Origin of the sequence: Janibacter anophelis NBRC 107843 (assembly GCF_001570945.1) — a bacterium.
In the GTDB taxonomy this organism is placed as follows: Bacteria; Actinomycetota; Actinomycetes; order Actinomycetales; family Dermatophilaceae; genus Janibacter; species Janibacter anophelis.
Genome location: NZ_BCSQ01000024.1, coordinates 21,569 through 34,104, shown reverse-complemented (window position 1 = coordinate 34,104; position 12,536 = coordinate 21,569). Strand labels below are relative to the sequence as shown.

The following is a 12,536-nucleotide window of genomic DNA, read 5'->3' as shown; positions in this document are numbered from 1 at the left end:
TGCGGCGTGCAGCCGGGACCTAGGGTGAGCGGCATGTCCGCACCCCCCGACACGCCGCTGCCGGTACTGCTCGTCACGAGCAACGGGGTGGGCATGGGTCACCTGACCCGTCAGCTGACCGTCGCCCTGAGCGCCCCCGACCGGCTCGACCCGGTCCTGATGTCCCTCTCCGGCGCCCTGCCGACGGTTGCGACCGCCGTCGCCGAGGGGCGCCTGCCGGAGCTGCGCGGCGTGCGCACCGAGTACTGCCCCAGCAGGAAGAGCGGGTGGCTGCCGAGCGGCGGCCTCGGCCGGCGGCTGCGGGAGGTCCACCCCGCCTACGGCTGGGAGCCCTACTTCGCCGACCGGCTCCACGCGCTCGTCGCCGAGACCGGTGCCCGGCTCGTCCTCTTCGACGGCGTCGTGCCGTACGCGGGACTGCGGGAGGCGCGACGACGGCTGGAGGGGACCCCCTTCGTCTGGATGCGACGGGGGATGTGGCGCCCGGGTGCGGGGGAGCAGTGGCTCGAGCACGCGGGCCTGTTCGACCTCGTCGTCGAGCCGGGTGACTTCGCCGCAGAGGGCGACCGCGGCGCGACGGTGGGGCGCGACGACGCGCACCGCGTCGCCCCGATCTCGATCGCGGACGCGATCGAGCTGCAGGACCGGGCGACCGCGCGTCGCGCGCTCGGTCTCGACCCGGACCGCCCCGCGCTCCTGCTGACGCCCGGCACTGGGGCGCTCGAGGACGTCGCCTCGCCGGCGCAGGTCGCGCTCGACGTGGTCCGCAGGGTGGCGCCCGACTGGCAGGTCGCCGTGACCAGCCCGGCCCTGGCGCGGCACGGTATCTCCGGCGACGACCTCGTCCTGCTCACCGACACCTACCCGCTCGCGCGCTCGCTGGCCGCCTTCGACGCTGCGGTGAGCGCCGCAGGCTACAACTCCGTGCACGAGCTCCTCGGCGCCCGCGTCCCGACGGTGCTCGTGCCCGGGCAGTCGCTCGGCACCGACGACCAGCCCGGGCGCGCGGCCACCCTCGCGGCGTCCGGCGTCTGCCTGAGCGCACCGCCCGATGACCGTGACGCGGTGCGCGCCGCGGTGACCACCGCCCTCGAGCCGGACACCGGCGAGCGGCTGCGCGAGGTCTGTGCCGACCTGCCCGACACGACCGGGGGGCGCGAGACCGCCCACCTGCTCGTCGACCTCGCCGCGGGCGCGGCGCCGCCGGCGCCCCTCGCGGCCACCGGGTGGGGGCCGCCGGTGTGGCGACGGGCCCTGCCCGACCCGCGCACGCCGGTCGACCTCGTCACCGACGAGGGAGCCTCAGGGACGGGACGAAGGGGGCGGCGCCCCCTTCGCCTGACGCAGGAGTTGCCGGCGCACCGGCTGGGCAACGCACCGCTGGAGCACCTCGTGCAGGGGTCCTCACCGGAGTACCGGCGGGCCCGGGCCGAGATCGCTCGCTGGATCTATCGGTAGGGCGGGCCCCACCCGACGGCGGACGCGACCGCCAGCAGGCAGGCGAGTGCGGTGACGAGGGTGCCGAGTCGCTCGAGCAGCCGCGTGTGTCCGGCGAGGAATGCCTGCCATCCGTCGGCACCCAGCAGCACGAACTGCAACACGGCCAGCGACCGGGACAGGCCGAAGACGAGCCCCGCGACGAGCGTGACGACCCAGTGCGGATTCCACGCGATGATCGTCAGCAGGGCAACCCAGGGTGCGGCCGACGGCACCAGCGTGCGCACACCGGTGCCGTACTCGAGCCCGAAGCGGAAGATCCCCGTCGCCATGCCACGGGCGAAGACCTCCTGCGGGATGAGGGTGGTCCGCTGGGGCAGGCGGAGGACGGGTTCGACGAGGTCGAGCACCACGACCACGAGCGCGGTGGCGAGCAGGCCCCACCACCGGACCGGCTCGGGCACGACCGAGACAAGTCCTGCGATGACCGCGACGACCACCCCGGTGGCACCCCCGCCCAGCGTGGTGCCGGCAGCGAAGGAGCCCCACAGGGGGAGTCGACCCATCTGGCCCCGGACCGAGGCCAACAGCGCCCATGCGCTGTTGATGCCTCAGGTCGAGCCCGAGAGCGCCAGACCGGCGGCCGTGACGCCGAGCATGAGGAACCCGGCCGGGGGGATGGTGTGGCCGGCCGCGCTGGTCGTGATGAGGGCGACGACCAGGCCGCCGACCACGACGAGGGCGGCGAGGGGGTCGGCGACCCATCGACGCGTCGGTGTGGGGCGGGAGCCGGTCTGCGTGCTCACACGGCCCAGGGACAGATCGAGCGGTAGCACCCACCGGTCGTGGAGCAGGTCCAGCCGTCCGAGCAGCGGTAGGTCCTGCCGTCGCTGAAGCGCCAGTGCCACGAGTCGTACGTGCCGGCGTAACAGGCGTCGGGGCGGTGGGTGTAGTAGCGGCTCCCGCGGCCCGGCCCCTGGGTGTGCCACCCGACCCGGTTGCCGGCGCCGTTGTGGTACTTCCAGCAGCAGGTGCGGTCGTAGCACGGCGTCGACGGGCCGCACTTGGCCCCGGCCTCGGTGTGCCCGGACGCATAGCCACCGGCTCCGCACGGTCCGGACGAGGTGCTGGTCCAGTCGTTGAAGTATGTTGCGGCCGCGGCGCGCTGGGCGCCGTTGTTGATGAGGGTGAAGGTGCCCAGTGCCACGGCGGACCCCGCGCCCAGGACGGTCCGCAGGACCCCGCGCCGGGTGCGCGGCACGGCGACGAGGCGAGATCGCAGCAGCCCCTGGTCGGCTTCGGGGAGGTCGTCGAAGCGAATGGTCATCTCTGCTCCTGGGTCGGCATGGTCGGAGCCCACGCGGCGATGTCGTCGGGTCCGGAGGGCAGCAGGACGTCGCGGATCGTGCCGTCGGCGTCGATGGCGACGAGGTAGGGCGTGGCAGGGACGGCGAGCCGGTCCATCAGGTCGCCGCCGTCCTCGACGCACCGGGCGGCGGGCAGCCGCGACTCGACCCCGGCGCACCCACCGCTGGAGACCACGACGAGGTCGCGGTCGGTGTGGATGCCGGCGAGGTCCTCGAGGGCTTCGCCGCAGCTGGCACAGGCGGGCGAGCTGAAGAGGACGAGCGAGCCGCGGGGGCCGCGCAGCGGGCCGCCGGGGCCGGTGTCGGGCAGGGAGAAGCCGATGAGGTCCCGGGTGGTGCGACGGCTGCCGCTGGACTGGCCGTGCTCCAGGCGCACCGTGAGCACCGCGATCTGGCGCATCAGGCCAGCCATGCCGAAGGCGAGGAGTGCGATCGCCAACCACGAGACGAGCAGGGCTGCGGTGGTGAAGCTCACGGGTGCGCCTCTCGGGGGCGGGCGCCCAGGTCATGGCGGGCCGAGGGCAACGCCCACAGGCCGATCGCGAAGGTCACCGCGGCGCAGCCGACGATCACCACCTCCGCCCACGGTCGAGACGTGATCGCGAGGGGCGAGGGAAGGAGGGCCCCCAGCAGTGCGCACCCGGCCAGGAGCGCGGCCCGCGCCACGCTCCAGCCGGCCAGGGGGGCGGTGCCGGCCCCACAGGCGCAGGGCAGGCCCCCGGCACCCCGCCGCAGCGCGAGGGCCAGGTAGCCGGCGAAGGCCGTGAGGAGCAGCGCGGCCGCCCCACCAGACCACCGGTCGAGCGCGACCTGAGGCGTCAGGACGGCCCCGACGAGCAGTGCGGCGATGCCCAGCTCCAGGGGCGGCAGGGCGAGGGCGACGACGTGGGCGAGCGGGCGGGGGAGGACCCGGTGGGCGGCGATCTCCTGCCGTGTGCGACCGGGCGCAGCCGCATGTCCCAGGCCCGTGGCACCCAGGACGAGCGCGCAGGTGAGCAGTGCCACCGGCGTCATGCCAGCTCCGTGGTCAGGGTCGACATCGACGTCGCCACCTCGTCGAGACTCGTGGCCGCCAGGGGCAGACCGTAGGAGACGAACTCGGGCGCGTCGAGCACGACGTGACGGTGCTCGTCACTGCGCGGGCTGCGGGAGAGCGAGCCCCCGCGCACCGCGTGGCCGGCAGTGCGGGCCCGGGCGGAGCGCGTTCGCGCCCGCCGGACGTCGAGGAGGTACCCGGTGTCAGCGTCCAGTCCGACATGCTGCGCGACCGCGTGGGCGCGGGTCGCCGACCACGACTGCCCGGGGCCAAGATCGACCCGGGCGCCCTCACGCGTGCTGGCGAAGGTCATGCGCCCCAACCACGCCGTGAGGTCGTCGAGCGCGAGCCCGGGCGGGACGGACCCGAAGACCCGGTGCTCCGCGACCTCGACGGCGAAGGCGCGCCCGTGACGGGGCGTGCCGCCGAGCGCTCCGTGGCGCATCGTCAGCTGGTTGCGCAGGGTCACCTGTCGGTCCAGGGTCGTCGAGGTCGACGACAGGAAGAACTCCAGGACCTCAAGGGGTCCCGCGGTCAGCTCCAGCTCCGTGCTGTCCACGTCGACGACCGACACGGCCGTGGCGGTCGACAGCGTCGCCGCGCCCGGTGCGTCGACGTCGAGCAGCTCGCCGTCGAGCATGCGTGTGCGCGTCCTCATCGAGACTCCCCTCGGGTCACGGCAGGGTCCGGCCGTATCGGTCACGGACGATGGCGGCGACGGCGTCCTGGCCGCCGAGGACGTGACCCGTGCGCTCGGACATCGCGGTCAACCGGGCATTCACCGGCGCCGGGATCTGGTTGGGCTCGGTGAGCAGCAGCGGGGAGGCGGTGTGTCCGGCGAGGGCCGACCCCGCGAGTGCGTCGGCGAAGTCCGTGCCCGTCGCGAGGTACGAGCGGTCGGGCCCATTGCCGAAGGCCTCGGCGATCGCCGCGGAGGTGGCGTACCGGGTGGCGCCCTGGAGCCGTCTCACCGACACCCCGAGGGCACGCACCTGGCTCTCGACCGCGAGCTGGACCGCGTTCGGGCCGCCGAGGATGACGACCTCCGAGGGCCGCACCCGTCGGATCTCGTCGGCCACGACGGGCGGCAGCGTCGCCGTGTCGGTGAGCAGGACCGGAGCGCCGTCCCTCCCCGCGAGAGCGCCACCCGAGAGCGCATCGGGGAAATCACGACCCGTCGCCAGGTACATGCGGTCAGGGTCGTCGAACTCCTGGGCGACCAGCGCCGAGGTCTCCCACCGCAGATCGCCAGCAAGACGCCGCACCTGCCCCGAGTGGCCACGCAGCTGCTGCACCACGCCGTCGGAGATCGCGTCGGGGCCGCCGAGGACGACGATCGACGCGGGATCGAGTCGCTCGAGCTCCCGGGCGGCGGCCGTCGGCACCCGACCGGGTTCGACGAGGAGGAGGGGGGCTCCCTTGTGGCCCGCCAGGGCTGCGCCGGCCAGGGCGTCGGGGAAGGCGTCCCCGCGGGCGACGTAGACGACGGGCTGGCGTGCGGAGTAGCTGCGGGTGATGGCGGCGGCCGTCTCATATCGGGTGGCCCCGAAGATGCGCGTGGTGCGGTTGTCCCGGCAGGTGTACATCTGGAGGTTGTCGATGTCCCACACGGAGTTGACGCCCGAGGTGCGTCGTTGCTCGATGTAGGTCCCGATCCAGCCCCCGTCGTCGTCGGTGGCACCGGTGATGTTGACGCTCACCCCGCGCCAGGAGGAGGAACCGCTGGTCTGGTACCGCACGGAGTTCGCCGTGACCCAGCCACGACGCTGGCCCATGGTGCCGCGCGACGCCATGGCGACGCGGGTGTGCTCGCCGGGGGTCACCTGCTGCATCGGGAGGTGGAAGTACTCTCCCGGGTCGCTCTGACCCGCCGTCATGCGCGAGCGGGCGACCTTGCTGCCCGAGGAGGACGACGAGGTGACCGAGCTCCACCCGTGGGCGAACCGGGCCCAGGGCAGGCCGTCCTCGAAGCTGTTGGTGTAGACGGTCCGGCGTCGGGACATGCCCTCCGGGCACGGTGCCTGACCCCAGGGCCTGTCCGTGAAGGAGTGGCCCACATCGTCGCTGGCGGTCGCCTCCGTCGGCCCGGCCTGCGTGGGAGTGGCCGCCACGACAGCCATCGCCAGCCCCAACATCCCGGCTGCGGCCGTCCCCCGTGACAGTCCCCGTCGACGTGGTCGCATGCGTTGCCCCTCCCGCGAGTGCATCCGTCCCTCAGTGCATCCGACGCCCGTGCCGGCACATCGGTTGCGTGCGGTCGGATCCGGTCAGGACCGTTGTCGCAACCGCACGATCTCGCGCCTGACGATACCGGCCCGGCGGCGCGACCACGAGGCCAGCCATCGCCCGGGCGATTCCTCGCCGAGGGCGCTCGCGTCCACCCACACCCGCCAGCGTCCGGCGGCCGGGTCGTCCACCCGGGTCATCTCGTGCGGGTCGACGATCTGCAGGGTCTCGGCGAGGCGCCGGTCGAGGTCGGGTGCGTCACGGACGAGTTCGTCGGCGGTGATGCCGTGTCGGAGGGCCTGGGTGAGCAGCTCCGTGCGAGCGAGGTAGCAGGGCCCACCGTCACACAGGACCCGGACGAGGCGACGGTGCGGACGGTGCAGCGCGTGGACGAGCCGAGCGGGCACACCCGGTGCCAGCCGGGTGCCGCTGCGACGCACGAGGACCTCATCGGCCGTCCCCAGCACCCGCACCAGTTCGTCGGCACCGCCGGTGTGGTCGCCATCGACCTCTGGCGGGGACAGCGTTGCGGTCATGGCATCACCTTAGGGCGCACCCCCGGTTACCGTGGGTCCATGTGCCCGTCCGCGACCGCCCCGGCGAAGGGGGACACCCCCCGGGGTCGAGTGCCCGGACCGGAGACCGATCGCCGGGCGTGCCTGGAGCTGGCCGGGTCCGGCTGGTCGCTCACCGTGCCGTGGCGTCGCCGCCTGTCCGGCTCCTGGACCGAGGGCGGCGCGCTCATCGAGGGCCTGGGCCGTCTCGACCAGGTCCACGCCCTGCGCGTCGACGCCGAGCCGACCGGTCCTGCGCTCGATGCAGCGACCACGCGCCTGCTGGCCGGTTTCGTCACGCGTGCCGTCGCGCGCGGAACCTTCGTCGTCGGTGACCTGCCGGCCACCGTGGCGCGGGGTGTCGCCGCGACGATCCCCGGGGTCGCCCATGGACGACCCGGGGACCTCGCCTTCGACGCTGCTGCCGTCCGGCAACGGCGCGAGATCCTCAGGCCCCGGGCCGAGGTCGACGGGGCACCGACCGTCTCGGTGCTGCTGCCCACGCGTCGTCCCGAGCTGCTCGCGGACATCTCGGCCATGATCCGGGCCCAGACGTATCGCCGGGTGGAAGTCATCGTCGCCGTGCACGGAGGCGACCCCGCCGAGGTGCCCCGACCGGACGTCGGCGATCTGCCACTGCGCGTCATCGGTGCCCCCGCGGACCGCAGCCTCGGTCACGCGCTCGCGCTCGCGACCGAGGCAGCCAGTGGGGACCTGCTCACCAAGATGGACGACGACGACCACTACGGCCCGGACCACCTGCTCGATCTCGTGCTGGCGCACGAGTACTCGGGCGCCACGGTCGTCGGCAAGAGCGCGACGGTCGTCCACCTCGAGCCCCTCGACACGACCGTGCGTCGCATCGTCGGCACGCCCGAGACGCTCGTCCACCGGGTGGCGGGCGGGACGATCCTCATGGCGGCGGCCGACCTGCGGGCCCTCGGCGGCTGGGCCGACGTGCCGCGCGCCGTCGACAGCGCCCTCATGCGGGCAGCCGGGAGCGCCGGCGCCGAGATCTACCGCCCCCACGACATCGGTTACGTCTACGTCCGTCAGGCCGGGACGGACCACACGTGGTCGGCGGACCTGGGCCACTTCCTCGTCGGCGCTCGCGAGCAGTGGCTCGGCCTGCTGCGGCACCCGGACTTCGGCACGTGGGGCCGCGTCAGAGGGTGACGTGCTCCCGCGGGTCGCCGAAGAACCGCAGGTCACCGGTGTCGGTGAGGAAGACACTGTCGCCCACGGTCCAGGTGTGGGCATGTCGGTCGGCACCTCGCACGGAGACGAAGTTGTACGGGTCGGCGCTGTAGATGCCGATGCCCTCGGCGTGGGCGCGGTCGAGGATGTCCGAGTCGACCCGCCGGGGGATGTCGCTGAAGCGCAGGTGTCGCACGACCTCCGACCTGAAGAGCATCGCGCCGCCCTGCACCCGGTTGCCGAACCGGTGCTCGTGCTCGGGGAACCGCAGCACGACGGCCCGGGAGGACGAGAGCCAGACGTAGTGGCACCACTTGCCGGTGATGCCGGCGCTGGAGTATTCGAACGAGTCGACGAGGTCGGCCAGGAACTGCGGGCCGTAGTAGTTGTCGTCATCCATCTTCGCCACGTACCGGCCCGAGGCGGCGTCGACGCCGAGGTTCATGCACGCGCCCAGCGTGAGTGAGGCATCGGCCTCGACGATGACGAGGTTCTGCACCCCCGCCTCGGCGGCAGCGGCGCGCAGTTCGTCGTGCGCAGTGGTCAGACCGTGCAGGACGAGCACCAGCTCGACGTCGACGTCCTCCTGGCGGCCGAGGTTGGTGAAGACGTTGTCCAGCTCGTGGGTCCGGTTGGTCGGGACGATCGCCGACACGGTCCGCTCGGGAGCGCTCAGGGCGATGCCCGAGGGTGCGAGGAGGTCCCGGACGCGATGACCCGCGGTGTGCGAGCGCACGATCGAACGCAGCAGCAGGTGACCCTCGCGCCGGGAGAGCTCCGTCTGGCGCATCCGTGCCCCGAGGTCGGTGCGCAGGTCGAAGGCGGTCTCGGCGCGCGGCACGAGGGCGGCGATGTCCTGCGGCAGTGCACCGGTCGGACCGGTGGCGCCGACCAGGGGGGTGCCGCCCATGCCGGCGGCCAGGGAGGTCCACGGAGCCCACGGTGAGGTGCCCGACAGGTCCATGACGGCCGTCACCGCGCGGACGCTGCCGCCGAGGTCGGCCCAGGGGCCGACCGCCTGGATGCGATCAGGGAGACCCTCGGGCAGCACGAGTGGGCTGTGCTCCTCGTGGGTCGCGACCATCGCGACCTCGCGACGCGGCATCCGCTCGAGCGCAGGGGCGTACACCTCGCGCAACGACTCATCGTCGAAGGTGGCTCGGTGGTCGAGGACGATCCCGATCCGGCGGGCGCGGCGGCTGCTCGACTCGCTGTTGCCGGCCGGACCCTGCGTGAGGGGCTGGACGAAGGGGGCCACCCGCGTCACGGAGGCACCGGCGTCGGTCAGGGCGGCGAACGCGGCCTCGTCCGAGGCGAGCACGCCGGTGCAGTGCTTGAGCCACGCAGGGACGGGGCCGGCCGCGGTGGCCCAGACCGTGACCGGGACGCCGGCCTCGACCGCGGCTCGGACCGTGGCGGCCGCGGCCCGCTCGTCCCAGCCCGGGACACCGTCGGTGTCCAGCTGTACGAGGAGGAGGTCCAGGTCGGCGCCCAGTTCGCGGCCGGGGGAGGGTCGGGTCTGCAGCCACTCGGGAGCGAGGAGGTGGGCGAAGCGATCATCCGCGATCACCGCGGCGCGTACCGACGTCCGCGGCTGCCCGGACCACGTCCCGGCTGCCTGGACCGCCGACGGCGTGGGTGCCGCCCCCGGAGCCGCGGGCGCGGTGGGCTGCTTCGGGGCCTTGGCCGCCCGGGTGGGCTGGGTCTCACCCTTCGACGGGCGTCGACCGAGCAACTCCCGCGGGATGATCTGCCGTCCCACGCGCCGCTCGACCTTGCGGACGGCTCCGCCGACCACTCGACGGGCGCTGGAGGGGATGTGGGGGGTGTCCATCAGTGGGTGCTCCCGTGCGGTGCGTTGAGGTCGGGTGTGTCAGTGGGGACTGGAGCAGCGAAGATGTCGCGCAGCCGCTCGACCACCCGGCCGTGGTCGAAGTGGTCCACCACGTACTGGCGCGCGAGGTGTCGCTGCTCCTCCCAGTCGGACTCGGTCCGCAGGATGCGCTCGGCGGCGGCCTCGGGGGAGGCGATCACCCACTCCTCGGGCACGAGGGTGGCCACACCCCCGGTCCCCGCGTAGACGGGCCAGTCCCGCACGACGGGGACGGCGCCCGACGCCGCCATCTCGAAGAGGCCGAGGTGGAAGGACTCGCGCAGGGAGGTGCTGAGCGCCCACCCGATGTCGGACATCACCGAACCGACGTCCGAGGTGAACGGCACGAAGTCGATCCCGCCGGCGACGTCCTTGCGGGTCGAGCGACGACGGAAGGCGTCGGCGGCAGCCTGCTCGACGGGGCGGGCCGGGTCGGGGAAGTCGTTGCCGACCAGGCGCAAGCGCCACCGCGGGTCCTCGGCACGCAGCAGGCCGAGCGTGTCGAGGGCGAAGTGCGGGTCCTTGACCCGCTGTGCCCACCCGACGAGCCCGAGGGTGTGGCGGGCTGCCGGGGACGAGTCCAGCGTGAACCTGGAGGCATCGACCGGGTTGGGCACGACGTGCACCGGCACCCCGTCGAGAGCCGGGCCGACGGCGGCGACGAGAGCCCGGGCGAGGTGCTCGCTCGGCGCGATGATGCCGTCCACGCGGTCCCATCGCGTCAGGTGCGCCCACGGGCTGAGGGTGTCGACGCCATGGACCCGCACGAAGAGTCGGGTGTGGTCCCCCACGACACGGCTGGCCAGAGCAAGACCCTTGTCCGCCCAGTCGACGACGACGATCTCGGCGGATCCCACCTGATGCGTCACGGATCGGTCCAGGAGGCGGCTGCGCCGCCCTTCGGCAGTGTCGAGGAGCTGGACGAAGGTGACGGGGTCTGTGATGACGTTGCGGAAGCGGGGCTCGATGCCGCTCAGGTCGACCCGCTCGACCGTGTGGTCGACGGACAGTGCCTCATGGAGCACGCCGTGGAACTTCGGGAAGGCTCCGGCGAAGAGCACCGCGTGCCCGGGACGCCGGGGGGTGCGGGGGGTGACGACGGGCCGCGTCACGTCGATGACGCGCCGATGGAGGCGACTGGACCGGAGCGCGCCCAGGTGCCGGTCGGGTGCCTCGACGAGCGGGGTCGACGGCACCGAGGTGTGCTGGGTCGGCTCGAAGAGCAGGCACATCGCCAGGTAGTGCAGGAACCGGGCGATGCGCTCCTCGGCGGGGTCGGTCTCGTCGGCCGTGGCCAGGACGCGATCTGCCACCAGCTGCAGTCCACGGGCGCCCAGGCTCTCGGAGCCGTCGAGGGCCCGGACCGCGTCGAGCGCCGTGCGAGCGGGGGAGTCCGGCTGAAGGGCCTGCTCTCCTGCGGTGACGAGGTCGTCGATGTGGGCCCCGGCGCGGAGGCGCACCACAGCGAAGGTGAGGACCGGCCAGGTCCATGGGTCGACCTGACCGAGGTGCTCGCCGGAGGTCGAGAGGCGCTTCGCGGCCCGGTTGAGCGCTTCGGGCATGGCGGAGCCCTTCGACGAACGCGCGGCCTTGTCCAGGTAGGCGGCGAGCACGTGGTCGACGCCGTGCTCGTGGTCGCACTCCGGGGCCAGGCGGTGGAGCAGGGCCTTGGCGCCACGGCCCACGGTGACCACCTGATCGGCATCGGACAGGGCGGAGCGCGCTGCGGCCTCGTCCTCCCGGACGTCGATCGTGCGGGCGTACTTGACGAGCTTCGACGACGGTTCCCCGTCGGCGTGGACGACCACGAGGCTGTCACCGCATCGGGCGAGCCCGCGCAGCGCCGAGCTGAACCCTGTGGCGCGTTCGACGTCGTCGAGGACGACGACGAGGTGTCGTTCCTTCGGCTCCTGCTCGGTGAAGAACGAGACGAGGGTCCGCGAGGGGGCCGGGCCCACGAGGTCACCCAGCTGGACGTCGACGCCGTCCGCGCGCAGGGCCTCGTGGACGTGGGTGAGGTCGCGACGGCCCGTGGAGATCTCCCGTCGCAGCCGGTCCATCCAGATGCGCGAGAGGGCCTCGGCAGAGCGTGGGTCGACGCGCTCGTCGTGCTGGGCCAGGTCAGCGAGGCCGGACATGGCCCGCTGGTGGGCGTCGTCGTCCTCGAGACCGCGACCGCGGTGCACCGCGCCGGCCCGTGCGGGCGCGGCGGACATCGCGACGTGCTGGTGACGGTACGAGCCGGCGATGCGGGCGAGCAGGAGGGCGCCGCAGGCGCCCGGGGCCACGTCGGTGGGTACGGGCACGTCGCGCAGCACGTCGACGGGGAAGACCTTGCCGGTGATCCGACTCGTCTCCGTCACGCCCTGGGCGATGGGGTGCGCACCGATCCAGGCCGGGGTCCACCCGGGTTCGGCGGCCACTCCGATGGTGTCGGGAGCCAGCGTCCGGACGACCGCTGACAGGTACCCGCGCGAGACCTCGTCGCCGATCCCGAGGAAGGTGACGTGCTGGCCGCGCGCGGCGCCAACACCACGTGAGACGACGGTGGCCAGATCCGCACCGGGTGCGTGGACCACCTGGTAGCTGCCCGGAGTGCTGGCCATGACCGCCGCGCGGTGCTGCGCGAGGGCGGCCTCGTCGACCGGGCCGGTCAGCATGAGGACGATCTCGACGTCGTCGCGGTCACCGATGCCCGTGGTCAACCCGTCCAGACGGTCCGCCGTCGCCGGGGCGTCGTCACCCGACACGATCACTGCGGTGAGCGCTGGTCGCCGGGACGGCCGGGGCGCGGCTGCCCATGCTGACGTCACATTTTCCTCACTTCGTGCCGGTGCAACTCCGGT

General features: G+C 73.4%; 12 protein-coding genes. 2 read left to right on the top strand and 10 right to left on the bottom strand.

Going from position 1 to position 12,536, the window contains the following annotated elements; genetic code table 11:
- Window positions 1–33: 33 nt before the first annotated feature.
- The gene (locus JAN01S_RS08215) at window positions 34–1,458 is read left to right on the top strand and encodes a glycosyltransferase family protein (RefSeq protein ID WP_157075664.1); all 1,425 of its coding nucleotides are present in this window, start codon (window positions 34–36) and stop codon (window positions 1,456–1,458) included.
- Here JAN01S_RS08215 and JAN01S_RS08210 read toward each other — a convergent pair.
- From JAN01S_RS08210 to JAN01S_RS08175, 8 genes are all read right to left on the bottom strand, one after another.
- The gene (locus JAN01S_RS08210; protein ID WP_157075663.1) at window positions 1,449–2,003 is read right to left on the bottom strand and encodes a hypothetical protein; all 555 of its coding nucleotides are present in this window, start codon (window positions 2,001–2,003) and stop codon (window positions 1,449–1,451) included. The two genes, JAN01S_RS08215 and JAN01S_RS08210, sit on opposite strands and share 10 nt — an antisense overlap.
- A gap of 45 nt (window positions 2,004–2,048) precedes the next feature.
- A complete protein-coding gene (locus tag JAN01S_RS08205) occupies window positions 2,049–2,243 on the bottom strand; it encodes a hypothetical protein (protein ID WP_068316465.1) in 195 nt (64 codons plus the stop codon).
- The gene (locus JAN01S_RS08200) at window positions 2,240–2,764 is read right to left on the bottom strand and encodes a hypothetical protein (protein WP_068316451.1); all 525 of its coding nucleotides are present in this window, start codon (window positions 2,762–2,764) and stop codon (window positions 2,240–2,242) included. Before JAN01S_RS08200 ends, JAN01S_RS08205 begins: the two co-directional genes overlap by 4 nt.
- A complete protein-coding gene (locus tag JAN01S_RS08195; RefSeq protein ID WP_068316449.1) occupies window positions 2,761–3,279 on the bottom strand; it encodes a thioredoxin domain-containing protein in 519 nt (172 codons plus the stop codon). Before JAN01S_RS08195 ends, JAN01S_RS08200 begins: the two co-directional genes overlap by 4 nt.
- A complete protein-coding gene (locus tag JAN01S_RS08190; protein ID WP_068316447.1) occupies window positions 3,276–3,818 on the bottom strand; it encodes a MauE/DoxX family redox-associated membrane protein in 543 nt (180 codons plus the stop codon). The genes JAN01S_RS08195 and JAN01S_RS08190 overlap by 4 nt, the downstream gene beginning before the upstream one ends.
- Complete coding sequence (locus tag JAN01S_RS08185; RefSeq protein WP_157075662.1) at window positions 3,815–4,498, bottom strand: hypothetical protein; 684 nt, start codon at window positions 4,496–4,498, stop codon at window positions 3,815–3,817. Before JAN01S_RS08185 ends, JAN01S_RS08190 begins: the two co-directional genes overlap by 4 nt.
- Before the next feature lie 16 nt (window positions 4,499–4,514).
- Entirely contained in the window at window positions 4,515–5,843 is a 1,329-nt protein-coding gene (locus JAN01S_RS08180; protein ID WP_169797191.1) for a cell wall-binding repeat-containing protein, read from the bottom strand.
- A gap of 264 nt (window positions 5,844–6,107) precedes the next feature.
- A complete protein-coding gene (locus JAN01S_RS08175; protein WP_068316440.1) occupies window positions 6,108–6,602 on the bottom strand; it encodes a hypothetical protein in 495 nt (164 codons plus the stop codon).
- Window positions 6,603–6,641: 39 nt separating this feature from the next.
- Between JAN01S_RS08175 and JAN01S_RS08170 the strand changes: the two genes are divergently transcribed.
- Complete coding sequence (locus tag JAN01S_RS08170; protein ID WP_157075661.1) at window positions 6,642–7,796, top strand: glycosyltransferase family 2 protein; 1,155 nt, start codon at window positions 6,642–6,644, stop codon at window positions 7,794–7,796.
- Here JAN01S_RS08170 and JAN01S_RS08165 read toward each other — a convergent pair.
- Together JAN01S_RS08165 and JAN01S_RS17310 are read right to left on the bottom strand one after the other, a co-directional pair.
- The gene (locus JAN01S_RS08165) at window positions 7,786–9,651 is read right to left on the bottom strand and encodes a glycosyltransferase family 2 protein (protein ID WP_084360104.1); all 1,866 of its coding nucleotides are present in this window, start codon (window positions 9,649–9,651) and stop codon (window positions 7,786–7,788) included. The genes JAN01S_RS08170 and JAN01S_RS08165 overlap by 11 nt on opposite strands.
- Entirely contained in the window at window positions 9,651–12,440 is a 2,790-nt protein-coding gene (locus JAN01S_RS17310; RefSeq protein ID WP_157075660.1) for a glycosyltransferase family protein, read from the bottom strand. The genes JAN01S_RS08165 and JAN01S_RS17310 overlap by 1 nt, the downstream gene beginning before the upstream one ends.
- Window positions 12,441–12,536: the final 96 nt, after the last annotated feature.